21 protein-coding genes are annotated in these 24,026 nt (G+C 70.6%); 11 read left to right on the forward strand and 10 right to left on the reverse strand.

From position 1 onward, the window contains the following. Positions 1-83 precede the first annotated feature (83 nt). Together sufB and ACIP94_RS00680 are read right to left on the reverse strand one after the other, a co-directional pair. On the reverse strand, positions 84-1,505 hold the full coding sequence (sufB, locus tag ACIP94_RS00675) for a Fe-S cluster assembly protein SufB (protein WP_402417718.1): 1,422 nt from the start codon (positions 1,503-1,505) through the stop codon (positions 84-86). Further along, positions 1,502-2,275: a helix-turn-helix transcriptional regulator gene (locus ACIP94_RS00680; RefSeq protein WP_402417720.1), complete on the reverse strand. Its 774-nt coding sequence runs from the start codon at positions 2,273-2,275 to the stop codon at positions 1,502-1,504. The genes sufB and ACIP94_RS00680 overlap by 4 nt, the downstream gene beginning before the upstream one ends. 160 nt (positions 2,276-2,435) lie before the next feature. Here ACIP94_RS00680 and ACIP94_RS00685 point away from each other — a divergent pair, with 160 nt between their 5' ends. The 4 genes from ACIP94_RS00685 to ACIP94_RS00700 all read left to right on the forward strand — a co-directional run bounded on the left by ACIP94_RS00685 (position 2,436) and on the right by ACIP94_RS00700 (position 6,125). Further along, positions 2,436-3,227 (forward strand): aminoglycoside N(3)-acetyltransferase, encoded by a 792-nt coding sequence (locus tag ACIP94_RS00685; protein ID WP_402417721.1) that lies wholly within the window; start codon positions 2,436-2,438, stop codon positions 3,225-3,227. A 52-nt stretch (positions 3,228-3,279) separates the two neighbouring features. Next, on the forward strand, positions 3,280-4,203 hold the full coding sequence (locus ACIP94_RS00690) for an ABC transporter ATP-binding protein (protein ID WP_402417723.1): 924 nt from the start codon (positions 3,280-3,282) through the stop codon (positions 4,201-4,203). Between the two features lie 88 nt (positions 4,204-4,291). Beyond that, positions 4,292-5,062 (forward strand): ABC transporter permease, encoded by a 771-nt coding sequence (locus ACIP94_RS00695; RefSeq protein WP_402417725.1) that lies wholly within the window; start codon positions 4,292-4,294, stop codon positions 5,060-5,062. 55 nt (positions 5,063-5,117) lie between these two features. Next, complete coding sequence (locus ACIP94_RS00700) at positions 5,118-6,125, forward strand: heme A synthase (RefSeq protein ID WP_402417727.1); 1,008 nt, start codon at positions 5,118-5,120, stop codon at positions 6,123-6,125. A 57-nt stretch (positions 6,126-6,182) separates the two neighbouring features. On the opposite strand, the gene ACIP94_RS00705 is transcribed toward ACIP94_RS00700, so the two are convergent. The 3 genes from ACIP94_RS00705 to ACIP94_RS00715 all read right to left on the reverse strand — a co-directional run bounded on the left by ACIP94_RS00705 (position 6,183) and on the right by ACIP94_RS00715 (position 8,807). Then, complete coding sequence (locus ACIP94_RS00705; RefSeq protein WP_402417729.1) at positions 6,183-7,289, reverse strand: amidohydrolase family protein; 1,107 nt, start codon at positions 7,287-7,289, stop codon at positions 6,183-6,185. Between the two features lie 68 nt (positions 7,290-7,357). Next, positions 7,358-7,714: a hypothetical protein gene (locus tag ACIP94_RS00710; RefSeq protein WP_402417731.1), complete on the reverse strand. Its 357-nt coding sequence runs from the start codon at positions 7,712-7,714 to the stop codon at positions 7,358-7,360. Between the two features lie 91 nt (positions 7,715-7,805). Next, positions 7,806-8,807, reverse strand: coding sequence for a heme o synthase (locus ACIP94_RS00715; protein WP_402417732.1), 1,002 nt, complete (start codon positions 8,805-8,807; stop codon positions 7,806-7,808). Between the two features lie 395 nt (positions 8,808-9,202). Between ACIP94_RS00715 and tkt the strand changes: the two genes are divergently transcribed. The 5 genes from tkt to pgl are packed head-to-tail and all read left to right on the forward strand — an operon-like array spanning position 9,203 to position 15,832. Next, on the forward strand, positions 9,203-11,290 hold the full coding sequence (gene tkt / locus ACIP94_RS00720; protein ID WP_402417734.1) for a transketolase: 2,088 nt from the start codon (positions 9,203-9,205) through the stop codon (positions 11,288-11,290). A 34-nt stretch (positions 11,291-11,324) separates the two neighbouring features. Continuing rightward, positions 11,325-12,443 (forward strand): transaldolase, encoded by a 1,119-nt coding sequence (gene tal, locus ACIP94_RS00725; RefSeq protein WP_402417736.1) that lies wholly within the window; start codon positions 11,325-11,327, stop codon positions 12,441-12,443. A 4-nt stretch (positions 12,444-12,447) separates the two neighbouring features. Next, entirely contained in the window at positions 12,448-13,980 is a 1,533-nt protein-coding gene (gene zwf / locus ACIP94_RS00730) for a glucose-6-phosphate dehydrogenase (RefSeq protein ID WP_402417738.1), read from the forward strand. Continuing rightward, a complete protein-coding gene (gene opcA / locus ACIP94_RS00735) occupies positions 13,977-15,053 on the forward strand; it encodes a glucose-6-phosphate dehydrogenase assembly protein OpcA (protein ID WP_402417740.1) in 1,077 nt (358 codons plus the stop codon). The genes zwf and opcA overlap by 4 nt, the downstream gene beginning before the upstream one ends. Beyond that, positions 15,050-15,832, forward strand: coding sequence for a 6-phosphogluconolactonase (gene pgl / locus ACIP94_RS00740; protein ID WP_402417742.1), 783 nt, complete (start codon positions 15,050-15,052; stop codon positions 15,830-15,832). Before opcA ends, pgl begins: the two co-directional genes overlap by 4 nt. Positions 15,833-15,904: 72 nt before the next feature. Here pgl and ACIP94_RS00745 read toward each other — a convergent pair whose 3' ends face one another. The 5 genes from ACIP94_RS00745 to ACIP94_RS00765 all read right to left on the reverse strand — a co-directional run bounded on the left by ACIP94_RS00745 (position 15,905) and on the right by ACIP94_RS00765 (position 22,595). Next, on the reverse strand, positions 15,905-16,744 hold the full coding sequence (locus ACIP94_RS00745) for a carbohydrate ABC transporter permease (RefSeq protein ID WP_402417744.1): 840 nt from the start codon (positions 16,742-16,744) through the stop codon (positions 15,905-15,907). Continuing rightward, complete coding sequence (locus tag ACIP94_RS00750) at positions 16,741-18,102, reverse strand: ABC transporter permease subunit (protein WP_402417746.1); 1,362 nt, start codon at positions 18,100-18,102, stop codon at positions 16,741-16,743. Before ACIP94_RS00750 ends, ACIP94_RS00745 begins: the two co-directional genes overlap by 4 nt. A 6-nt stretch (positions 18,103-18,108) precedes the next feature. Continuing rightward, a complete protein-coding gene (locus ACIP94_RS00755) occupies positions 18,109-19,434 on the reverse strand; it encodes an ABC transporter substrate-binding protein (protein ID WP_402420268.1) in 1,326 nt (441 codons plus the stop codon). Between the two features lie 40 nt (positions 19,435-19,474). Next, positions 19,475-21,124, reverse strand: coding sequence for an alpha-amylase family glycosyl hydrolase (locus ACIP94_RS00760; RefSeq protein WP_402417748.1), 1,650 nt, complete (start codon positions 21,122-21,124; stop codon positions 19,475-19,477). Between the two features lie 196 nt (positions 21,125-21,320). Further along, positions 21,321-22,595, reverse strand: coding sequence for an ABC transporter substrate-binding protein (locus ACIP94_RS00765; protein WP_402417750.1), 1,275 nt, complete (start codon positions 22,593-22,595; stop codon positions 21,321-21,323). 121 nt (positions 22,596-22,716) lie between these two features. Between ACIP94_RS00765 and ACIP94_RS00770 the strand changes: the two genes are divergently transcribed. Then, on the forward strand, positions 22,717-23,232 hold the full coding sequence (locus ACIP94_RS00770) for a PadR family transcriptional regulator (protein ID WP_402417751.1): 516 nt from the start codon (positions 22,717-22,719) through the stop codon (positions 23,230-23,232). Further along, the gene (locus ACIP94_RS00775) at positions 23,190-23,978 is read left to right on the forward strand and encodes an ABC transporter ATP-binding protein (protein ID WP_402420271.1); all 789 of its coding nucleotides are present in this window, start codon (positions 23,190-23,192) and stop codon (positions 23,976-23,978) included. Before ACIP94_RS00770 ends, ACIP94_RS00775 begins: the two co-directional genes overlap by 43 nt. The last annotated feature ends 48 nt before the right edge of the window (positions 23,979-24,026 follow it).

Consider the following 24,026-nt stretch of genomic DNA (forward strand, 5'->3'; position numbering starts at 1 on the left):
CGTTGTGCTCTCTTCCTAAGTCAGTGGGTGACCCACGGCCCGCCCCGGAAAGGCGGGCCGCCTGCTGCGGACGAGGACGGCCGTCAGCCGACCGCGCCTTCCATCTGCAGCTCGATCAGCCGGTTGAGCTCCAGCGCGTACTCCATGGGCAGCTCCTTGGCGATCGGCTCGACGAAGCCGCGCACGATCATGGCCATCGCCTCGTCCTCGGACAGACCGCGGCTCATCAGGTAGAAGAGCTGGTCCTCGGAGACCTTGGAGACGGTGGCCTCGTGGCCCATGGAGACGTCGTCCTCGCGGACGTCGACGTACGGATACGTGTCCGACCGGGAGATCGTGTCGACGAGCAGGGCGTCGCAGAGCACGTTCGACTTGGCGCCCGAGGCACCCTCGCCGATCTCGATCAGACCACGGTAGGACGTACGGCCGCCACCGCGCGCCACCGACTTGGAGACGATGTTGGACGAGGTGTTCGGGGCCATGTGGACCATCTTGGCGCCCGCGTCCTGGTGCTGACCCTCGCCGGCGAAGGCGATGGAGAGCGTCTCGCCCTTGGCGTGCTCGCCCATCAGGTAGACGGCGGGGTACTTCATCGTCACCTTGGAGCCGATGTTGCCGTCGATCCACTCCATGGTCGCGCCCTCGTAGGCCACGGCGCGCTTGGTGACCAGGTTGTAGACGTTGTTCGACCAGTTCTGGATGGTCGTGTAGCGGCAGCGGGCGTTCTTCTTGACGATGATCTCGACGACCGCGGAGTGCAGCGAGTCCGACTTGTAGATCGGGGCCGTGCAGCCTTCGACGTAGTGCACATAGGCACCCTCGTCGACGATGATCAGGGTCCGCTCGAACTGGCCCATGTTCTCCGTGTTGATGCGGAAGTAGGCCTGGAGCGGGATCTCCACGTGGACGCCCGGCGGCACATAGATGAAGGAGCCACCCGACCACACGGCGGTGTTCAGCGACGCGAACTTGTTGTCACCGGGCGGGATGACCGTCCCGAAGTACTCCTTGAAGAGCTCCGGGTGCTCCTTGAGCGCGGTGTCGGTGTCCAGGAAGATGACGCCCTGCTCCTCCAGGTCCTCGCGGATCTGGTGGTAGACGACCTCCGACTCGTACTGGGCCGCGACACCGGCCACGAGGCGCTGCTTCTCCGCCTCGGGGATGCCGAGCTTGTCGTAGGTGTTCTTGATGTCCTCGGGCAGGTCCTCCCAGGACTCCGCCTGCTTCTCCGTGGAGCGCACGAAGTACTTGATGTTGTCGAAGTCGATGCCCGACAGGTCCGAGCCCCAGTTCGGCATGGGCTTCTTCTCGAAGAGCCTCAGGCCCTTGAGGCGCAGCTTGGTCATCCACTCCGGCTCGGACTTCTTGCCGGAGATGTCACGGACGACCTCTTCGCTCAGACCGCGCTTCGCTGCGGCACCGGCCTCGTCGGAGTCGGCCCAGCCGTATTCGTACGTGCCCAGGCCCTCGAGTTCGGGGTGGGCAGTCTCCGTGGGGAGAGTCATGCGGGGTTCCTCCCGGCCGTGCTGGCGGATGCGTTGTGGTTGGTCTTGGAAATCTTCGAGGCTTTGGTCGCTGGGGGCGCCTTGGGGATGAACGTCGTGCAGACGCCGTCGCCGTGCGCGATCGTCGCCAGTCGCTGGACATGTGTGCCGAGCAGCTCGGAGAAGATCTCCGTCTCGGCCTCGCACAGCTGGGGGAACTGTTCCGCGACGTGGGCGACCGGGCAGTGGTGCTGGCAGAGCTGCTCGCCGACCGGTGCGCTGCGCGCCGTGGCAGCGTACCCGTCGACGCTCAGGGCCTTGGCCAGGGCTTCGGTCCGCTCCTCGGGGTCGGCGGCCTCGATGGCCCGCCGGTAGGCGGCGGCCTGCTCGGCGATCCTCGCGCGCGCGAAAGCGACGACGGCCTCGTCCCCGCCGAACCGCTCCCGGATCCAGCGCAGCGCGTCCACGGCGAGCTTGTCGTACGACTGGTCGAAGGCGTCCCGGCCGCAGTCGGTGAGCGCGAAGACCTTGGCGGGGCGGCCTCGCGTACGCGCGCCGTACACCCGCTGCTCGCGTGCCTGGACCACGTCGTCCGCGACCAGGGCGTCCAGATGCCGCCGTACGGCCGCCTGGGTGAGCCCGAGCCGTCCGGCCAGCTCGGCGACGGTCGACGGGCCGTGGTCCAGGATGGAGCGCGCGACCCGGTTGCGCGTGGAGCGCTCCCCGGTCGCGAGTTCCTCCTGAGGGGCCGCCCCCATGGGCGCCTCCCGGGCCTCGTCGACGTTTTTCACAACGCCATTGTTGCGTAATTCCTCGAAGACTGACAAGCGCCGCCCGAACGCCCCACCGGTGCGGTACATCACTTAGGCATACCTAAGCTGACCTGCGCAAACGATCCCGGCCGATCAAACCGGTGGCGGTTCGCAGCGGTCTCCGCGAGACTCCCGGACCATGCCCACACCCCCTCCGACCGGCCCTCTTGTCACCCGGGACACGGTCGCCGCCCAATTGCGCGCGCTCGGCGTCAAGCCCGGTGAGACGCTCCTCGTGCACTCCTCGCTCAGCGCTCTCGGCTGGGTCTGCGGAGGCGCCGTCGCGGCCGTCCAGGGACTGCTCGACACGCTCGGCCCGGACGGCACCCTGGTGGTTCCCACCCAGTCCGGGAACCTCTCGGACCCGGCGGTGTGGTCCCGGCCGCCGGTGCCCGAGGAGTGGTGGGACACGATCCGCGCCACCATGCCCGCGTTCGACCCGCTCATCACCCCCTCGCTCGGCGTCGGCCTGATACCGGAGACCGTCCGCCGATGGCCGGGCGCCCTGCGCAGCGCGCACCCCCAGACGTCGTTCGCGGCCGTCGGAGCGCGGGCGGCGGAGGTGGTCGCGGGGCACGCGAGCGACTGCCGGCTGGGCGAGCGGAGCCCGCTGGCGCGGCTGGAGGCGATGGCCGCCCGGGTGCTCCTGCTGGGCACGGGCTACGACACCTGCACGAGCTTCCATCTCGCCGAGTACCGGATCCCGTCCCCCCTGGCCCGGGTGGGGCGTCCCGGACCGGACGGCTGGGAGGTGGTGACCGAGGTCTCGATCACCTCGGAGCGGTTCGACGAGCTGGGCCACGACTTCGAACGGGACCGTCCGGTGGTCCGCGGGACGGTGGGCGCGGCCGACGTCCGGCTCTTCCCGGTGGCGGACGCGGTGGCCTACGCGGAGCGCTGGCTGGCCGTGCACCGGCCACGCGACGAGTAGTTTCCGGACCCGCTCGTCCGGCGTCCGGCGCTCCTACCTAGACTCTGGACCCATGCGAAGTGAGCCGGTCATCCAGGTGCAGTCCCTGGTGAAGCGGTACGGCACGAAGACCGCGGTGGACGGCCTCGACCTGGTGGCCCGTATGGGCGTCACCGCCGTACTCGGCCCCAACGGGGCGGGCAAGACCACCACCGTCGAGACCTGCGAGGGATACCGGAAGCCGGACTCCGGAACGGTGCGTGTCCTCGGTCTCGACCCGGTCCGCGACGCCGCGGCGCTGCGCCCCCGGATCGGCGTGATGCTCCAGTCCGGCGGTGTGTACGCGAGCGCACGAGCCGAGGAGATGCTCCGCCACGTCGCGAAGCTGCACGCCCACCCGCTGGACGTGGACGCCCTCATCGAGCGGCTCGGGCTCGGCGGCTGCGGGCGTACGCCCTACCGGCGGCTGTCGGGCGGCCAGCAGCAGCGGCTGGCGCTTGCCATGGCCATCGTCGGCCGCCCGGAACTGGTCTTCCTGGACGAGCCCACCGCCGGCCTCGACCCACAGGCCCGCCGGGCCACCTGGGACCTGGTGCGCGATCTGCGGACCGATGGCGTCTCCGTGATCCTGACGACCCACTTCATGGACGAGGCCGAGCAGCTCGCCGACGATGTCGCGATCATCGACGCGGGCCGGGTCGTCGTCCAGGGCTCCCCGGAGGAGCTGTGCCGCGGCGGCGCCGAGAACACGCTGCGCTTCACGGGCCGGCCGGGCCTCGACGTGGGCTCCCTGCTCAAGGCCCTCCCGGCGGACTGCACGGCGGCGGAACTGACGCCGGGCGCGTACCGCGTCGTGGGCAAGGTCGACCCGCAGCTGCTCGCCACGGTCACCTCCTGGTGCGCCCAGCACGGAGTGATGCCGGACCGGATCTCCGTCGAACGGCACACCCTCGAAGACGTTTTTCTGGAGCTCACCGGCAAGGAGTTGCGCTCATGACGGCGGCACGCACGGCCTTCGGCCGGGGGCCCGGGGGCCGCCTCCCGGGAGGACACGGCCTGGAACGGACCGGCAAGGAGCCGCGCTCATGACCACCGCCGGCACCTACACCCCCGAGCCGGGCGCCGCGCCGCTGCCGCGGATGATCGCCGCGCAGGCCGCGCTCGAGACCAGGATGCTGCTGCGCAACGGCGAGCAGCTGCTGCTGACGGTCGTCATCCCGACGCTGCTGCTGGTCCTCTTCAGCTCCGTCGACATCGTGGACACCGGCGCGGGCAAGGCCGTCGACTTCCTCGCACCCGGCATCCTCGCGCTCGCCGTGATGTCGACCGCGTTCACCGGGCAGGCCATCGCGACGGGCTTCGAGCGCCGCTACGGCGTACTGAAGCGGCTCGCGTCCTCGCCGCTGCCCCGCTGGGCCCTGATGACCGCGAAGACGGCCTCCGTCCTGGTCACCGAGGTCCTCCAGGTGATCCTGCTGACGGTCATCGCCTTCGCGCTGGGCTGGTCGCCGCACGGCAACCCCTTCGCCGTGCTGCTCCTGCTCGTCCTGGGCACCGCGGCCTTCTCCGGGCTCGGCCTGCTGATGGCGGGCACCCTGAAGGCGGAGGCGACCCTCGCCGCGGCGAACCTGGTCTTCCTGCTGCTGCTCGTCGGCGGCGGCGTGATCGTGCCGCTGGACAAGTTCCCCTCCGGCGCCCAGGACGTCCTCGGCCTGCTGCCGATCTCCGCGCTCTCGGACGGCCTGAGGAGCGTCCTCCAGCACGGGGCCGGCATGCCCCTCGGCGACCTCGGGATCCTGGCCGTGTGGGCGGTCGTGGGACTGGCCTCGGCCGGCCGGTTCTTCCGCTGGGAGTGAGCGGCGGGGGCCCTGACCCCACCCACGTGAATTCATGCACAAGCGGCCCCCTACCATGAGGGGCGTGCCAAACGTGACCCGCGCCGACGCCGTAGCGGCCGTGCGCAACCCGCTCGCCTTCATCGCCGCACGCTGGACCCCGGAACCCCGGACGGTGCAGCGGGCGGCGTTCGCCGCGCTCGTCATGTCGGTGGTCCTCGTGGTCACCGGCGGCGCCGTGCGCCTGACCGGCTCGGGGCTCGGCTGCCCGACCTGGCCGCAGTGCACGGACGACTCGCTGACCACGACCAGCGCCATGGGCATGCACGGCGCCATCGAGTTCGGCAACCGCATGCTGACGTATGTGCTGTGCGCGGCGGTCGGCTGGGCGATCATCGCCGCACGCTCGGAGAAGCCGCGGCGGCGCAGCCTCACCCGGCTCGGCTGGGCGCAGTTCTGGATCGTGATGAGCAACGCGATCCTCGGGGGCATCGTCGTCCTCGTCGGCCTCAACCCGTACACCGTCGCCGCCCACTTCCTGCTCACGACCGCGCTCATCACGGTGGCCGCGCTCATGTGGCAGCGCACCCGCGAGGGCGACGCGGCCCCGCGCCCGCTGGTCGGCAGGGCCGTGCAGCAGCTGGTGTGGTTCCTGGTCGTCGCCTCGGCGCTGCTGATCGCGGTCGGCACGGTCGTCACCGGCGCCGGACCGCACGCCGGTGACTCCAGCGACGTCAAGCGCATTCCGCTCGACTGGGAGACCGTCAGCAAGCTGCACGCGGTGCTCGCCTGGATCGTGGTGACGCTGACCTTCGCCCTGTGGTTCGTCCTCAAGGCGGTCGACGCGCCCAAGGGGCCGCTGCACCGCACCCGCGATCTGTTCGTGGTGCTGCTGTGCCAGGGAGTCGTGGGCTATGTGCAGTACTTCACGCACCTTCCCGAGGTCCTGGTCGGCGTCCACATGCTCGGCTCCTGCCTGGTGTGGATCGGAACGCTCCGTGTGCTTCTGTCGCTGCGCGAGCGCCCCGGGGTGACGGCCGGTCTTCCGGGCCCGTCGGCCGAGTCGGCGCTCACCGCCGCGTGAGTGCGGGCCCCGGGGCCGTGCGGCCCCACTGATCCGGCGCGCCCGGCGGGCCCACGGTCATGTCAGCCCGTACACCCGCCGGGCGTTCCCGGCGGCGATCATCCCAGCCACCCGCTGCGCGTCCTCCAGCGACCAGGCGCCCTCGGCGACCCAGCCGCCCAGTACCCGGGACAGCGCCTCGCGGAACAGGCGGGCGCCGATGACATGCAGCTCGGGCAGGCCGTGGGCGCCGCTGGAGAAGAGGAGTTTGCCGAAGGGGGCCAGTTCCAGCAGTTCGGCCAGGACGGCGGCGGCCCGGGCACCGGTGCGGGCGAGCACCGCGCCCAGATCCGCGTACACATGCGGGAACACCCCCGCCAGATGTGCCGCGTGCCGGTGGTACGGATAGCCGTGCAGCAGCACCAGGTCCGTGCCGAGCCCGGCCGTGGCGCGCACGAAGTCGGTGAGCAGGACCGGGTCGGTGCGGTCGATGCGCAGACCCGGTTCGCCCAGGCCCGCGTGGAGCTGGAGGGGGCGGCCCGAGGCCACCGCGCTCCACAGCAGATGACGGAGCAGGACGGGATCCGACAGGGCGCCGCCCACCCGGCGGCCGGCGAGCCAGCGGCCGGCGGCGCCTCGTACCTCCCCCGGCCCCGGCGGCTCGGGCGCGAGCGCCAGACCGTGCCGCACGCCCGCCAGGGAGGTGAACGCCACCGCGTGGGCCGCCGCACCGTGGATGGACTCGGCCAGATTGGCGAGGAAGGCCTCCACCGTGCCGGAGGTGTCGGCCACCTGCTCGGCGAGCAGCTCCAGGCGGACGATCTCGTGCGCCTCGGCGTCTCCCGCGGAGGCCATCTCGGCCGGCCCGGTCAGGTCGCCGGGCAGCCCGGTGTCGACGAGGTACGTGGTGATGCCGCTGCCGCGCAGCAGTCTGCGGTCCGCTTCCAGAACGCCGAGTTCGCGGCGCCGGGCGAGATAGCGGGCGGGCGGGCAGTGCGGCTCCAGGCCGAGCAGCGGCGGACACCAGCGGCGTACGGCGAAACCGGTCTGGGTGTCGAAGAGGGTGGTGCCGGCGGCCGGCGGGCCCTCGGTGCGGGCCAGGTGGGCCTCGAACGTGCCGAGGCCCAGCTCGGTACGGAGCACGCCGTGGCAGTACTGGTCCACCAGGGACGGCGTTTCGATCATCCGGACTCCCCGCGACTGGACCGTGCCTCCAAAGGTCCTAACGGGTGAACCGGCGTGAGGTGTTGCTCTCAGGCGCCGCGCTTGCCGCCCACCTGGATCCCCGCCATCCGCGTCCACTCGTACGGGCCGGTCCGCACCTTGCCCGCGAACTCGCCGTCGAAGCTCTCGTGGACGGTGATGCCCGCCTTCCGTACCGCCTTCTCGGCGATGTCGTACGTGGGTGCGACGAGGTCACCCCAGCCGCCGTCCTCGCCGACGAGCACGATCCGGGCGCCGCGCTCCCCGATGTACGCCACCTGGCCCTCGGCGCCGCCATGCGCCTTGGCGAAGGCACCGATCTCCTTGGCGAGCCGGGCCGCCCTGCGCTCGGCCTTCGCGGCCTGCCTGGCGTCGGTGCCCTCGTCAACCTGCTGCGTGTCTGCCATGGCCAGGATGCTACCGACGAGTAGACCAAACGGCGACGGGAGGGGGGCGTGGCCTTGACCACGCCCCCCTCCCGGTTGGTCCGCGGGGCGGCTACCGCAGGAACGGGTCCACGGCGACCGCGACGAACAGCAGCGAGACATAGGTGATGCTCCAGTGGAACAGGCGCATCTCCTTCAGCTTCCCGCCGGTCGCCTCCGCCTTCGCGCGGTTCTGGAGCGCGTGCGCCTCCCACAGCCACCAACCGCCGGCCGCGAGGGCGACCGCCGTGTAGAACCATCCCGTGTAGCCGAGCGGGGTGAGCAGCAGCGAGACCGCGACCATCACCCAGCTGTAGATCACGATCTGCCGGGCGACCACCTTGTTGGAGGCGACGACCGGCAGCATCGGCACGCCCACGCGCGCGTAGTCCTCCTTGACCTTCATGGACAGCGGCCAGTAGTGCGGCGGAGTCCAGAAGAACATGACGAGGAAGAGGATGACCGGCGCCCACGACAGGGAGTCGGTGACGGAGGACCAGCCGATGAGGACCGGGAGGCAGCCGGCGATGCCGCCCCACACGATGTTCTGCGACGTACGCCGCTTGAGGATCATCGTGTAGACGACGACGTAGAAGAGCAGCGCTCCGAGCGACAGCCAGGCCGACAGCCAGTTGACGGTGAATCCGAACAACAGCGTCGAGACGACCGCCAGCGTGATGCCGAAGGCGAGGCACTCACGGGGGCTGACCATGCCGGTGACCAGAGGACGCCGCGACGTGCGCTCCATGAGCGCGTCGATGTCACGGTCGATGTACATGTTCAGCGCGTTGGCGCCGCCCGCGGAGAGGTAGCCGCCGATGCAGGTGACCACGACCAGTCTCAGGCTCGGCACGCCCTGCTGGGCGAGGAACATCACCGGGACGGTGGTGATCAGCAGCAGTTCGATGATCCGTGGCTTGGTCAGCGCCACGAAAGCCTTGACACGGGCCCCAAACGGCCGCCGGCCGCTGCTGCTCGTCCCGGGCTCCCCCATGGCCTTGAGGGCATGGGTGGTACTACCCCCACCCAGCGGACGGGATTCGACGGCCGTCACGTACACCCCTGACAGAGACATCCCAGCGAGCCCGGGCTGTGAACTTGCGGTAAAGGCTCGCGCGTACCCACGCAACTTTAGACGTTGCCCCCAGCCCGCCCTTCGCGGGGGTCGGTCGTGTTGGCACCGCCGCCCGGTGCGCAGGTGAGCGGTGGGGCCCGTCCGCCGAGCGGGCGGAAAGACGAGGGAAAGGCGGAAATGGACGAGCCCGGGACCGCTCGATTGAGCAGTCGGATGAGCGGCTCCGTATTCATTTGCCGAATACCGTTCGGGCGGTCGGGAGGCGGATCGGAACGAGGCCCGGCAGTCTGGAATGACTCGAAAAGACGCACGTACTTACAGGGGTAGGCTCAGCAGCGGCCGGTGGGCGCCCAGTGCACCGGCATTCGACATGTGGAGAGGAGCCCTGACTCAGGGTGAGCACCAAGCCGACCACCACAGACCTCGAGTGGACCGAGTTGGACCAGCGGGCCGTGGACACCGCCCGCGTCCTGGCCGCCGATGCCGTACAGAAGGTCGGCAACGGCCATCCGGGTACGGCGATGAGCCTGGCTCCGGCCGCCTACACCCTCTTCCAGAAGGTGATGCGCCATGACCCGGCGGACGCCGACTGGGTGGGGCGCGACCGCTTCGTGCTGTCCGCGGGCCACTCGTCCCTGACCCTCTACACCCAGCTGTACCTGGCCGGGTTCGGGCTGGAACTGGACGATCTGAAGGCGTTCCGCACCTGGGGTTCGAAGACCCCCGGCCACCCGGAGTACGGGCACACCACGGGTGTGGAGACGACGACCGGCCCGCTGGGCCAGGGTGTCGCGAACGCTGTGGGCATGGCGATGGCCTCTCGTTACGAGCGCGGCCTGTTCGACCCGGACGCCGCCCAGGGCGCTTCGCCCTTCGACCACTTCATCTACTGCATCGCCGGTGACGGCTGCCTCCAGGAGGGCATCTCCGCGGAGGCGTCCTCGCTGGCCGGCCACCAGAAGCTCGGCAACCTGATCCTGCTGTGGGACGACAACCACATCTCGATCGAGGGCGACACCGAGACCGCGGTCTCCGAGGACACGGTCAAGCGCTACGAGGCGTACGGCTGGCATGTGCAGCGCGTGGCGCCGAAGCCGGACGGCGACCTGGACCCGCACGCCCTCTACGACGCGATCGAGGAGGCCAAGAAGGTCACCGACCGGCCGTCCTTCATCGCGATGCGCTCGATCATCGCCTGGCCGGCCCCGCACGCGCAGAACACCGAGGCCGCGCACGGCTCTGCGCTGGGCGAGGAGGAGGTCGCGGCCACCAAGCGCGTCCTCGGCTTCGACCCCGAGAAGACCTTCGAGGTCACGGACGAGGTCCTGGCGCACACCCGCAAGGCGCTGGAGCGGGGGCGTGAGGCCAAGGCCGAGTGGGAGAAGGGCTTCCAGGAGTGGCGGACGGGCAACCCCGAGCGCGCCGCCGAGTTCGACCGCATCAGCAAGGGTGAACTTCCCACCGGCTGGGAGGAGAAGCTCCCGGTCTTCGAGGCGGGCAAGGCGGTGGCCACCCGTGCCGCCTCCGGCAAGGTGCTCCAGGCCCTCGGCGCGGTCATTCCCGAGCTGTGGGGCGGCTCGGCCGACCTGGCCGGCTCCAACAACACCACCATCGACAAGAACAGCTCCTTCCTGCCGGCGGACAACCCGCTGCCGGGGGCGAACCCCTACGGGCGCACGATCCACTTCGGCATCCGCGAGCACTCCATGGCCGCGGAGCTGAACGGCATCACGCTCCACGGCAACACCCGCGTCTACGGCGGCACCTTCCTCGTCTTCTCCGACTACATGCGCAACGCCGTGCGTCTGTCGGCCCTGATGCACCTGCCGGTGACGTACGTGTGGACGCACGACTCCATCGGTCTCGGCGAGGACGGCCCCACCCACCAGCCGATCGAGCACCTGGCCAGCCTGCGTGCCATCCCGGGTCTGAACGTCGTCCGCCCGGCCGACGCCAACGAGACCGCGATCGCCTGGCGCGAGATCCAGCGGCGATGGACCAAGGAGTTCGGCAAGGGCGCTCCGCACGGTCTCGCGCTGACCCGTCAGGGCGTGCCGACGTACGAGCCCAACGAGGACACCGTCCGCGGCGGTTATGTGATGTTCGAGGCAGAGGGCGGCCGGCCGCAGGTGATCCTGATCGCCACCGGCTCCGAGGTGCACCTCGCCGTCGAGGCCCGTGAGCAGCTTCAGGCCGAGGGCGTCCCGACGCGGGTCGTCTCGATGCCGTCGGTGGAGTGGTTCGAGGAGCAGGACCAGGGGTACCGGGACAGCGTCCTGCCGCCGTCGGTGAAGGCTCGGGTCGCGGTCGAGGCCGGGATCGGCCTCACCTGGCACCGGTTCGTCGGGGATGCGGGCCGCATCGTTTCCCTGGAGCACTTCGGTGCTTCGGCCGACGGCAAGGTGCTCTTCCGCGAGTTCGGTTTCACTGCCGAGCACGTTGCATCCGCCGCCCGGGAATCGATCGCCGCAGCCCAGCGCTGACGCTGATACACGACACGTAGGAGATGCATTTTCCATGACAGACGCACTCAAGCGCCTCTCCGAGGAAGGCGTCGCGATCTGGCTGGACGACCTGTCGCGCAAGCGGATCACGTCCGGCAACCTCGCCGAACTGATCGACCAGCAGCACGTCGTGGGCGTCACCACCAACCCGACGATCTTCCAGAAGGCGATCTCGTCGGGCGACGGCTACGAGCAGCAGCTCGCCGATCTCGCCGCCCGCAAGGTCACGGTCGAAGAGGCAATCCGCATGATCACCACGGCGGACGTCCGTGACGCCGCCGACATCCTGCGCCCGGTGTTCGACGCCACGCAGGGCCAGGACGGCCGCGTGTCGATCGAGGTCGACCCGCGCCTGGCGCACAACACCCGGGCCACCGTCGCCGAGGCCAGGCAGCTGGCCTGGCTGGTCGACCGGCCGAACACGCTCATCAAGATCCCGGCCACCGAGGCGGGACTCCCGGCGATCACCGAGACGATCGCCAACGGCATCAGTGTCAATGTCACGCTGATCTTCTCGCTGGACCGCTACCGCAAGGTCATGGACGCCTATCTGACCGGCCTGGAGAAGGCCAAGGAGCGCGGCCTGGACCTGTCGAAGATCCACTCGGTGGCGTCCTTCTTCGTGTCCCGCGTGGACACCGAGGTCGACAAGCGGATCGACGCCCTCGGCACCCCCGAGGCCAAGGCGCTGCGCGGCAAGGCGGCCATCGCCAACGCCCGCCTCGCCTACCAGGCCTACGAGGAGGTGTTCAGCGGCGACCGCTGGCTCGCCCTGGACAAGGCGCAGGCCAACAAGCAGCGTCCGCTGTGGGCGTCCACGGGCGTCAAGGACCCGGCGTACAAGGACACCATGTACGTCGAGGAACTGGTGGCGCCGAACACGGTGAACACCATGCCGGAGGCCACCCTGCTGGCCACCGAGGACCACGGGCAGATCACCGGCAACACCATCGCCGGCACCTACGAGCAGGCCCGCGCCGACCTGGACGCGATCGAGAAGCTCGGGATCTCGTACGACGACGTGGTCCAGATCCTGGAGGACGAGGGCGTAGAGAAGTTCGAGGCGTCCTGGAACGACCTCCTGAAGTCGACCGAGGCGGAACTCGAGCGCCTCGCCCCCTCGGAGGGCTGACACCTTGACATCCGTACACGGAGCGAATCCGCTTCGTGACGCCGCGGACCGACGGCTCCCGCGTATCGCGGGGCCGTCGGGCCTGGTCATCTTCGGCGTTACGGGCGATTTGTCACGTAAAAAGCTGATGCCTGCCGTTTACGACCTGGCCAACCGCGGCCTGCTGCCGCCGGGCTTCTCGCTCGTCGGCTTCGCCCGTCGCGAATGGCGGGACGAGGACTTCGCCAAGGAAGTCCACGACGCTGTCAAGGAGCATGCCCGCACCCCCTTCCGCGAGGAGGTCTGGCAGCAGCTCATTCAGGGCATGCGCTTCGTCCAGGGCACCTTCGACGACGACGACGCCTTCGAGCGGCTGCGCGCCACCATCGAGGAGCTGGACAAGGCACAGGGCACGGGGGGCAACTTCGCCTTCTACCTCTCGGTGCCGCCGCGCTCCTTCCCGGTGGTCATCCAGCAGCTGAAGAAGCACGGCCTGGCCGACCAGACGGAAGGCTCCTGGCGCCGGGCGGTCATCGAGAAGCCCTTCGGCCACGATCTTAAGTCGGCCGAGGAGCTCAACGCGATCGTGCACGAGGTCTTCGCCCCGGACCAGGTCTTCCGCATCGACCACTACCTGGGCAAGGAGACCGTCCAGAACATTCTGGCGCTGCGCTTCGCCAACCAGCTCTTCGAGCCGGTCTGGAACCGGTCCTTCGTGGACCATGTGCAGATCACCATGGCGGAGGACATCGGCATCGGCGGCCGGGCCGGCTACTACGACGGCATCGGCGCCGCCCGGGACGTCATCCAGAACCACCTGCTCCAGCTGATGGCGCTGACGGCCATGGAGGAGCCCTCCTCCTTCGGCGCGGACGCGCTCGCCGCCGAGAAGACCAAGGTGCTCGGGGCCGTCCGGCTGCCCAAGGACCTGGGCCGCGACACCGTGTTCGCCCAGTACACCGCCGGCTGGCAGGGCGGCGAGAAGGTCATCGGCTACCTCCAGGAGGAGGGCATCGACCCGCAGTCGAAGACCGACACCTACGCCGCGGTCAAGCTCGGGATCGACAACCGCCGCTGGGCGGGCGTTCCCTTCTACCTGCGCACCGGCAAGCGGCTCGGCCGCCGGGTCACCGAGATCGCGGTCGTCTTCCAGCGCGCCCCGCACTCCCCCTTCGACACCACCGCCACCGAGGAACTCGGGCAGAACGCGGTCGTCATCCGCGTCCAGCCGGACGAGGGCGTCACCGTGCGCTTCGGCTCCAAGGTGCCGGGCACGTCGATGGAGATCCGGGACGTGTCCATGGACTTCGCGTACGGCGAGTCCTTCACGGAGTCCAGCCCGGAGGCGTACGAGCGTCTGATCCTGGACGTCCTGCTCGGCGACTCGAACCTGTTCCCGCGCACCGAGGAGGTCGAGCTGTCCTGGAAGATCCTCGACCCGATCGAGGAGTACTGGGACAAGCACGGCAAGCCCGCGCAGTATCCGGCCGGCACCTGGGGGCCCGTCCAGGCCGACAAGATGCTGGAACGAGACGGACGGAGCTGGCGCCGGCCATGAAGATAGACCTCACGGACACCACGGCCAGCAAGATCAACAAGGCGCTGGTGCAGGGCCGCCGCGCCATCGGGACCCCCGCCGTCGGCATGGTGCTCACGCTGGTCATCGTCACCGACGAGGAGAACGCGTACGACGCCCTGAGGGCCGCCAACGACGCGTCCCGCGAGCACCCCTCGCGCACCCTGGTGGTCGTCAAGCGCGTCTCGCGTTCCCCGCGCGACCGCACGTCCTCGCGGCTGGACGCCGAGGTGCGGGTCGGCGCGGACGCGGGCACCGGCGAGACGGTCGTCCTGCGGCTGTACGGCGAGGTGGTCGACCACGCCGACTCGGTGGTGCTGCCGCTGCTGCTGCCGGACGCGCCCGTGGTCGTGTGGTGGCCGGTGAACGCCCCGCTCGACCCGGCCAACGACCCGCTCGGCGCGCTCGCCCAGCGCCGGGTCACCGACTCCTACACGGCCGAGGCCCCGGTGCGGGAGCTGAGCGCCCGCGCCGATGCCTACACCCCCGGCGACACCGACCTGTCGTGGACCCGCATCACGCCCTGGCGCTCGATGCTGGCCGCGGCGCTCGACCAGGTCACCTGCGAGGTCGAGGCCGTCGAGGTGGAGGGCGAGGAGTTCAACCCGAGCTGTGAGCTGCTCGCGATGTGGCTCGCGGACCGGCTGGACGTCCCCGTCAAGCGGTCCCTGTCCGCCGGCCCCGGCCTCACGGCCGTCCGGATGGACACGAGCTGCGGCCCGATCGTCCTCGACCGGGCGGACGGCGCGCTGGCCACGCTCTCGATCGAGGGGCAGCCGGACCGGGCGGTGGCGCTCAAGCGCCGCGACACCTCCGAGCTGATCGCGGAGGAGCTGCGTCGGCTCGACCCCGACGACACCTACGCATCGGCGCTGCGGTACGGCGTGCACCGGCTGACCACCGCGGCCGCACCGGCCCCGGCCGGGGAACCCGGCGCGAAGGAGTCCGCGGCCGAGGGCCCGGGGGCGGCCGAGGCACCCGTGCAGACCGCCGCGAAGGCACCCGCGAAGCAGGCCGCCCAGAAGGCCCCGGCGAGGAAGGCGGCAGCGAAGTGAGTACGCCCCAGCTCGTGGTGCACCGCGACAAGGAGCTGATGGCCCAGGCCGCGGCTGCCCGGCTGATCACCAAGATCGTGGACGCGCAGGCCTCGCGGGGCTCCGCCTCGGTGGTGCTCACCGGCGGCCGCAACGGCAACGGGCTGCTCGCCGCGCTCGCCGCCGCGCCCGCCCGGGACGCCATCGACTGGGGCCGGCTCGACCTGTGGTGGGGCGATGAGCGTTTCCTGCCGGAGGGCGACCCTGAACGCAACTACACCCAGGCGCGCGAGGCGCTGCTCGACGCCGTCCCGCTGGACCCGAAGCGCGTGCACCCCATGCCCGCGTCGGACGGCCCGTACGGGGCCGACGTGGAAGCGGCGGCCGAGGCGTACGCGGCGGAGCTGGCCCGGGCCGCGGGCCCCGAGAACCACGGCTCGGTGCCCACCTTCGACGTCCTGATGCTGGGCGTCGGCCCGGACACCCATGTGGCCTCGCTCTTTCCGGAGCTGCCCGCGGTGCGGGAGACGGAGCGGACGGTGGTCGGCGTGCACGGCGCGCCGAAGCCGCCGCCGACCCGGATCACCCTCACGCTGCCGGCGATCCGTTCGGCGCGGGAGGTGTGGCTCCTGGCGGCCGGCGAGGACAAGGCGCAGGCCGTGGCGATCGCGCTGTCGGGCGCGGGCGAGATCCAGGCCCCGGCGGCCGGAGCCTACGGCAGATCCCGCACGCTGTGGCTGCTGGACGCGGCCGCGGCCGCCCAGCTGCCGAGGTCGCTGTATCCGCCGGCCTCCGCCTGAGGCACGACGTGGGCGAGACGCCGGACGGGCCGGGTGACGGCCCGTGCGGCGTCTCGCTTTTCCGGGGCGGGGCTACTTGACCGAGCCCGCCATGACCCCCTGCACGAAGTGCCGCTGGAAGGCGAAGAAGACCACCACCGGCACGATCAGGGACAGGAACGCCCCCGGCGCCAGGACATCGATGTTGCTGCCGAACTGCCGTATCTGTGATTGGAGTTCGACGGTCAGCGGCTGGGAGGAGCTGTCGGCGAACAGCAGGGCCACCAGCATGTCGTTCCACACCCACAGGAACTGGAAGATCGCGAGGCTGGCGATGGCGGGCCGTCCCACGGGCAGCACGAGCCGGGTGAAGATGCGCCACTCGTTCCCGCCGTCCATCCGGGCCGCCTCCAGCATCTCCTTGGGCATCTCGGCGAAGTAGTTCCGCAGCAGGAACACGGCGAACGGCAGACCGTAGGCCACATGGAAGAGGACGACTCCGGGAATCGTGCCGAACAGGCCCAGCTGCCCGAAGAGCTTGGCGACCGGCAGCAGGCCGATCTGCACCGGCACCACCAGCAGGGCGACCACCAGCAGGAAGAGCGGCTCGCGCCCGGGGAAGTCCAGCCAGGCGAAGGCGTATCCGGCGAGCGCCGCGATGACGACGACCAGCGCGGTGGTCGGCACGGAGATCAGCACCGTGTTCCAGAACGCCTGGGTGATCCCGGCGTTCTTCAGCAGCGCCGAGTAGTTGTCGAAGGACAGCTGCCCCGGACTGGCCAGTGCGGTCCACCAGCCGCCCTTCGCGGTGTCCTCGGCCGACCGCAGCGACGAGACGAACAGTCCCGCCAGCGGCGTGAGCCAGACCAGGCCGATCACCACGAGGAAGGCCTGCACCAGCCCGTTGCCCAAGCCGCGCCTGACCGCGTTCATCGCTGACTCCTTCTGAAGCGGCGGACGTTGAAGACCATCGCGGGGATCACCAGCAGCAGAAGCAGCACACCGAGCGCGCTGCCGAGCCCCTGGTTGTTGCCGCCTCCGAACGAGACCAGCCACATCTGTGTGGCGAGCACGGTCGCGTCCTCCTGCACAGGGCCGGGCGCGATGATGTAGACGAGGTCGAAGACCTTCATCACGTTGATGACGAGGGTCACGAAGACGACGGTCAGGACGGGGGCGAGCAGCGGCACGGTGATGCGCCGGAAGATCTGCCACTCGTTCGCCCCGTCCATCCGCGCCGCCTCCAGCGCGTCCCGCGGCAGGGTGGACAGGCCCGCGCCGATCAGCACCATCGCGAAGCCGGTCCAGATCCACAGATACGCCCCGATGATCGCGGGGGTGACCAGGGCCGGCCCGAGCCAGGAGACGCCCTGGTACGGCGGTGCGAAGTTCGCCGCCGGCAGCTTCACCGTGTAGGTGCCGGAGGCCAGCTTCGGGAAGCGGAAGGAACCGTCGGACGCGGTCGTGGTACGCGCCAGGGTTCGCCCGTCTCGCACCGCCTCGACCTTCATCCCCGGCAGGCCGCTCTCCCGCCGGTCGACCTTGCCCTGCCGCCCTCCCCCGCCGGGTGTGAAGTCCAGATAGACGACTCCGCGCAGTTCGTCGGGCGCCGCCCGGCGCCCGGCAGCCGCAGCGGCGGGCGCGGCGCTCCCGGGAAGGTCCTTGGGCAGCACGCCGACCATCGGAAGCACCACCGAGGCACCGGGCGACACGCCCTCGCTCGTGACGTAGGAGCCGTCCCGGCCCTGGGTCAGCCCCTGCCCCAAGCGGGCCCGGGCGGTCGGATACGAGGACGTGCCCTCGAAGGCGTCGTGGACCGAGACCACGGCGGCGTTCAGCACGCCCTTGTTCGGGTCCTCGTCGTAGGCGAGCCGGAAGATGATGCCCGCGGCGAGGAAGGACACGGCCATCGGCATGAAGAGCAGGAGCTTGAACGCCGTGGCCCAGCGGACCTTCTCGACCAGGACGGCCAGGACCAGGCCCAGGCCGGTCAGCAGCGCCGGGGCGACGACGACCCAGATCGCGGTGTTGCGGATGGCCTTCAGCGTCGCCGGGTCCCGGAACATCTCGGCGTAGTTGCCGCCGCCCACGAAGCGGGTGCCGGAGGCGTCGAAGAAGCTGCGGCCGACGGAGAACAGCACCGGGTAGACGACGAGCGCGCCGAGCAGCAGCAGCGCGGGGAGGACGAACAGCAGGGCGACGGTCCGGCCGCGCCGTCGCGTGCGCCGCGTGCGGGCGGCGGACGCGACGGGCGGGGAGCTCGCCTCGTTCGCGAGCGTGGCGGTGGTCATGACCGGTCAGCCCTGGTAGGCCTTGGCCGCTGCGGCCTCCAGCGCCGCCGCGGTCGCCTTCGGGTTCGACGGGTCGCGCAGGAAGTCCTGGAGGAGCTTCCACTCGCCCGTGCCCTTGGTGCCGCCGAAGACCGCGGGTGCCTGGTCGGACATGTCGAAGCGGACCGAGTCCCCGGCGGCCACGAGGGACTTGGCGGTGGCGCGGGTGACGTCGTCGCCGTAGGAGGCGAGGGCGAGCTTCTTGTTCGGGGAGAGGAAACCGCCCGCCTTCGCCCAGACGGCCGCCGCCTCGGGGGTCGCCAGGTACTCCAGGAGCTTCATGCCGGCCTTGGCGTTCTTGCCGTCCTTGAGGACGACCGCCGCGTCACCGCCGCTGACCACGGGCGCGGTGCCGCCGTCGACGGCCGGGAACGGGAAGAAGTCGGCGTCCTTGCCGATCGTCTTCCCGAACTGGTCGTGGGCGACCCCGGCGACGAAGTCGCCCTCGTAGACCATGCCCGCCTCGGGCTTGGGTCCGAAGACCTTCTCGACGGAGCCCGGGAAGTCGGTGTTGAGGGCCTCCTTCCGGCCGCCCGCGATCAGCTGCCTGTCCTTGAAGAGCTTGCCGAGCGTGGTGAGCGCCCTGACCACGCTCGGGTCGGTCCACTTGAGCTGGTGGGCGGCGAGGGCGTCGTACTTCTCGGGTCCGGCCTGGGAGAGGTAGATGTTCTCGAACCAGTCGGTGAGGGTCCAGCCGTCCTGCCCGGCGACGGCGAAGGCGGCGAGCCCGGAGTCGGAGACGGTGTGCCCGGCCTTGAGCATCTCGTCGTACGTCTTCGGGGCCTTGACCCCGGCCTGGGTCAGGGCGTCGGGGCTGTACCAGACGGTCGACTTGTGGGCGGCCTTGAAGTACAGGCCGTAGAGGGTGCCGTCGACGCTGCCGTACTTCTTCCAGACGGAGGCGTAGTCGGCGTCGACGGTCTGCCGCGTGGTCGCCGACAGCGGCTTGAGCCAGCCCTTCTTCGCGAACTGCTGGAGCACACCGACCTGCGGGACCATCACCACGTCGGGGGCGTTGCCGCCCTCGATCTTGCTGCCGACGACCGTGGAGACGTTGTCGCCGGTGGACACGAACTGCGTCTTGGCGCCGGTCTTTGCGGTGAAGGCGTCCAGCACCTTCTGGAAGTTCTTCTGTTCGCTGCCCGACCAGACGCCGGCCACGGTGACCGTCTGACCGCTGAGCGCCTTGTCGCCGCCGCCGGCGGCGACCGGTCCGCCGCCGCAGGCCGTCGCGCCGAGCGCCAGCGCCAGGGCGGTGCAGCCGGTGAGCAGGGTGGTACGTCGTCGCATCATCATTGATGTCCCTTCGGGGAGTTGGGAAAACTGAGGGGGCTCAGAGGCCGGGTGCGTCGTCGGCGATCCACCAGGCGGCCGTGGAGCCGGCGAGCACACCGGGCGGGCAGGGTCCGCTGGCCAGCAGCGGGGTGCCGGAGACGGGGGCGGGCGTGGGGGCGGTGCCGAAGTTGACGGCGCAGACCAGGCCGTCGCCGCGGACGAAGCCGAGGACGCCGGGCGGCGTGTCCAGCCAGCGCAGCTCGCCCTCCCCCAACTGGGGCAGCGCGGCGCGCAGTTGCAGACCGTCGCGGTACAGATGCCAGAAGGATCGGGTGTCGGCGAGGGCCCGGTCGGTGGCGTGCTCGGCGAACCACTCGGGCTGCGGCAGCCAGGGCTTGGCGCCCTCGGCGCCGGAGGTGAAGCCGAACGGGGAGGCCTGCCCCGACCAGGGCAGCGGCACCCGGCAGCCGTCGCGGATCCGGGCGCGGCTGCCGGTGCGATGGAAGATCGGGTCGGTGAGGACGTCGTCGGGCAGGTCGACGACCTCCGGCAGGCCCAGCTCCTCGCCCTGGTAGATGTACGCGGCCCCGGGCAGCGCCAGCATCAGCAGCGCGGAGGCGCGCGCCCGGGCGGTTCCCAGGCCGCTGCCCTCGGTGGCGGGTTCTCCGTAGCGGGTGACCGTGCGGACCTGGTCGTGGTTGTTGAGGACCCAGGTGACCGTGGAGCCGGTGCCGGCGATGTCCTGCATGGCCTCCGAGATCACCTTGCGGAAGGCGTCGGGGTCCCAGGGGGCGCTCAGCAGGTCGAAGAAGAACGCCTGGTGCAGCTCGTCCGGGCGGACGTACCGGGCGTGGTCACGGGCGGTCGGGACGGAGACCTCGCCGACCAGCAGGCGTTCACGGCCGTCCCGTGCGGTGTACTCCTCGCACACCGCCCGCCAGTGCCGCCAGATCTCGTGTACCTCGGGCTGGTTCCAGGCGAGCGGGTTGACCGAGTCGCGGGTGCGGGCGTCGGCCTCCGGGTCCGGGGAGTCCGGCAGCGCGGGGTGCTTGAAGAGGCCGGCGGCGACGTCGATACGGAAGCCGTCGACGCCCCGGTCCAGCCAGAAGCGCAGCACCCGGTCGAACTCGGCGGCGACCTCGGGGGTGCGCCAGTTCCAGTCGGGCTGCTCGGGCGTGAACATGTGCAGGTACCACTGGCCGGGACTGCCGTCCGCCTCGGTGACGCGGGTCCAGGCCGGACCGCCGAACATGGCGTGCCAGTTGTTGGGCGGCTGCGCGCCGTCCGGTCCACGGCCGTCGGCGAAGTGGAAGCGGGCGCGGGCCGGGCTGCCGGGCGCGGCGGCGAGCGCCTCGCGGAACCACGGGTGCTCGCTGGAGCAGTGGTTGGGGACGATGTCGAGGAGGATCCTGAGGCCGAGCCGGTGGGCCGCCGCCGTCAGCAGGTCGAACTCGGCGAGATCACCGAAGAGCGGGTCGACGTCGCAGTAGTCGGCGACGTCGTAGCCGTGGTCGTGCTGCGGTGAGGGGTAGAAGGGGCTCAGCCAGATCCCGTCGACGCCGAGCTTCCTCAGGTACGGCAGTCCGGCCCTGACGCCGGCGAGATCACCGATACCGTCGCCGGTGCTGTCCAGGAAGCTGCGGACGTACACCTGGTAGATCACTGCGTCGCGCCACCAGTGGTGGGTGCAGATGCGCTCGAGACTCACCCCGTCGACCTGTCTGTGCGTGCGGGAAGGCCCCGGTCGTCCGGGGCCAGCTGTTATGCATGCATGTTAAGTACGGATGTCGTGAGGGTGTCAATGAACTGGTCCGAGATAGCCAGGAGTTGGCCCTGTATATGGAGATATATCGGACCTCTTAGGCACGAGAATGAGATCTGGCGTTACCTAACATGTAACTAACTCATCGAGAGCGAGAGACGGCGGCCAGCTCCCGCGCCAGCCGTCGTACCGCGCTCTCGGGCGTCTCGTGTCCGGTCAGCGCGTCATGGACGACCGCCTGCACGGCCAGGCTCACCTGGTCGTAGCGCGGGCTCTTGGGACGCGGGGCGGCGGCCAGCACACTCGCGCGCAGGGTCGGCAGATACGGAAACCGCCGCACCAGGTCCGGGTCGTCGTAGAGCGCGGCCCGCACGGGCGGCAGGGCGCCGCGTGTGAGGACCTGGCGCTGGACCCGTTCGCCGGTGAGGTAGGCGATCAGACGCTCGGCGGAGTCCGGGTGCCGCGCATGCGCGTTGACGGCCAGGTTGGAGCCGCCGAGGACACTGGTGCCCGGCCCGTGCGGACCCGGCAGCGGTACGGCGCCCACCTTGCCCGCCACCCGCGACCCCTTGGCGGAGGCGGCGACGTACGCATAGGGCCAGTTGCGCAGGAAGAGCAGCCGGCCGTCCTGGAAGGCCTGCTTGGACTCCTCCTCCTTGTACGTCAGCGCGGCCTTGGGTATCCAGCCCTCGCGCACACCGCGGGCCAGGAACCCGATGCCCTCACGGGCCGCGGCCGAGTTCACGGTGACGCGCTCGCCCTCGTCGCCGAGGATCGTGCCGCCCGCCGAGTACACGGCCTCCGCCGCGTTGACGGTCAGACCCTCGTACGGCAGGAACTGACCCGCGTAGCCGCCGACACCGTACTTCGGGGCGATGGTCCTGGCGTCCCGCTCCAGTTCCGCCCAGGTTCGCGGCGGCGCCACGCCCTCCTTGGCGAGGATGTCCTTGCGGTACAGCAGCAGACCGGCGTTGGTGACATACGGGACCGCGTAGAGCCGGCCGTCATAGGTCGCCGTGCCGACGACCGGCGGCAGAAAACTCTTCAGCGGGAAGCGGTCGCGCGGCAGCGGGCGGATCCAGCCGGCCGCCGCGAACTCGGATGTCCAGGCGACGTCGATGTTGAGGACGTCGAAGCGGCCGCGGTCGCCGCCGCGCAGGTCCGTCGTCATCTGCGCATGGGTCTCGTCCGCGGAGTCCGGCAGCTCGACCAGGGTGACCCGCTCGCCGGGGTGGGTGCGATTCCAGCCCTGCAGGAGCGGGCCGAGATAGCCGGTGAGATCGCCCGCCGTGGCCAGGGTGAGCGGGCCGCGGCCGCCCGCGGTCCCGTCGTCGGCGCGGGCGCCCGAGGCGACATAGCCGGCCAGAACCACGGCGAGGACGAGGAGGCCCCTACCGGCGGCGCGCATCCACCGCATAGGTTCCTCCCTGTACACCGGCACCGGGCGCCCTCGCCCGGGGTCAGAGGCCATGTATACCTGTTAGGTATGGGCGATACTAGGGCCTGGAGCACATTACGAGGACAGGAGGACAGCACGCGTGCGCCTGCCCCTCCTGGCACTCCTCGCCCGCGGCCCCGCCCATGGCTACGAGCTCAAGCAGGACCTTGAGCAACTGCTGGGCTCCGCGTACCCTCAGCCGAACGTCGGCCAGATCTACGTCACCCTCGGCCGCCTCGAGAAGTCGGGACTGATCGAGGGCGAGGAGGTCGAGCAGTCCAGCCGGCCCAACAAGAAGATCTACCACCTCACCGACGCCGGGCGGGAGGCGCTGCGCGCCTGGTTCGAGGAGACCGAGGACGAACCACGGGTACGGGACGAGTTCTTCATGAAGCTGGCACTCGCTCCGCAGACCGGTCTCGCCGACCAGATCGCCCTGATCAACCAGCAGCGGCGCCAGTACCTCAACACCATGCGCAGCCTGTCGAAACTGGCCGCCGCCGAAGACCGCGACAACCGGATCGCCCAGCTGCTGATCGAGGGCGCGATGCTGCATCTGCAGGCCGACCTCGACTGGCTGGAGCGGTGCCAGGAGGAACTGGAGGAGCTTCAGTGAGCGACGGCTCCCCATCTCTGCTGCGAGCCGAGGGCCTCGTCAAGACCCACCACGGCGAGGGCGCTCCCGCCCATGCCGTGCGGGGAGTCGATCTGCGGGTGAGGCGCGGCGAGTTCGTGGCCGTCACCGGCCCCTCCGGCGCCGGCAAGTCGACACTGCTGCACCTGCTGGGCGGGCTGCAGCGGCCGGACGCCGGCCGTATCTGGCTGGACGGCGAGCGCACGGACTCCTACACCGAGGCGCGCTGGGCCGTGGAGCGCAGAAAGCGCATCGGGATCGTCTTCCAGTTCTTCAACCTGGTCTCCGGGCTGTCGGTCGCGGACAACGTCGAGCTGCCCGCGCTGCTCGCCGGAAGGCCGCCGAAGCAGGCGCGCGCCGGCCGGGAGGAGCTGCTGGCGGAGCTGGGCCTCACGGGCAAGGAACGCAGCATGCCCGGCGAGCTCTCCGGCGGCGAGCAGCAGCGGGTCGCGCTGGCCCGGGCCCTGGTCAACCATCCGCCGCTGCTGCTCGCCGACGAGCCCGCGGGCAGCCTCGACAGCAAGGGCACCCGCGAGGTGATGCGGCTGCTCACCCGCTTCCACCAGCGCGGCCAGACCATCGTGCTGGTCACCCATGACGCCCGGCTGGCGAGCGCCGCCGACCGGGTGATCAGCTTCTTCGACGGCCGGATCGTCGACGACGCGGAGCTGGACGGGGCGCCCGCGCGCCGGGGCGGGACCTCCGGTGTGCTGGAACTGAAGGACTGATCACGGTGCACGACCATCCGACGCCGACCCGTTCCCGCCGTCACGGGC

The organism is Streptomyces sp. NPDC093261 (assembly GCF_044753645.1).
Classification (GTDB): domain Bacteria; phylum Actinomycetota; class Actinomycetes; order Streptomycetales; family Streptomycetaceae; genus Streptomyces.

Coding starts and splice junctions, on each gene's coding strand:
- ACIP94_RS00690 (WP_402417723.1), top strand. CDS start 3,280: ATGCGAAGTGAGCCGGTCATCCAGGTGCAGTCCCTGGTGAAGCGGTAC.
- opcA (WP_402417740.1), top strand. CDS start 13,977: ATGAAGATAGACCTCACGGACACCACGGCCAGCAAGATCAACAAGGCG.
- ACIP94_RS00715 (WP_402417732.1), bottom strand. CDS start 8,807: ATGTCTCTGTCAGGGGTGTACGTGACGGCCGTCGAATCCCGTCCGCTG.
- sufB (WP_402417718.1), bottom strand. CDS start 1,505: ATGACTCTCCCCACGGAGACTGCCCACCCCGAACTCGAGGGCCTGGGC.
- ACIP94_RS00745 (WP_402417744.1), bottom strand. CDS start 16,744: ATGAACGCGGTCAGGCGCGGCTTGGGCAACGGGCTGGTGCAGGCCTTC.
- ACIP94_RS00755 (WP_402420268.1), bottom strand. CDS start 19,434: ATGATGCGACGACGTACCACCCTGCTCACCGGCTGCACCGCCCTGGCG.
- ACIP94_RS00695 (WP_402417725.1), top strand. CDS start 4,292: ATGACCACCGCCGGCACCTACACCCCCGAGCCGGGCGCCGCGCCGCTG.
- ACIP94_RS00700 (WP_402417727.1), top strand. CDS start 5,118: ATGAGGGGCGTGCCAAACGTGACCCGCGCCGACGCCGTAGCGGCCGTG.
- ACIP94_RS00750 (WP_402417746.1), bottom strand. CDS start 18,102: ATGACCACCGCCACGCTCGCGAACGAGGCGAGCTCCCCGCCCGTCGCG.
- ACIP94_RS00705 (WP_402417729.1), bottom strand. CDS start 7,289: ATGATCGAAACGCCGTCCCTGGTGGACCAGTACTGCCACGGCGTGCTC.
- ACIP94_RS00765 (WP_402417750.1), bottom strand. CDS start 22,595: ATGCGGTGGATGCGCGCCGCCGGTAGGGGCCTCCTCGTCCTCGCCGTG.
- tal (WP_402417736.1), top strand. CDS start 11,325: ATGACAGACGCACTCAAGCGCCTCTCCGAGGAAGGCGTCGCGATCTGG.
- ACIP94_RS00710 (WP_402417731.1), bottom strand. CDS start 7,714: ATGGCAGACACGCAGCAGGTTGACGAGGGCACCGACGCCAGGCAGGCC.
- ACIP94_RS00685 (WP_402417721.1), top strand. CDS start 2,436: ATGCCCACACCCCCTCCGACCGGCCCTCTTGTCACCCGGGACACGGTC.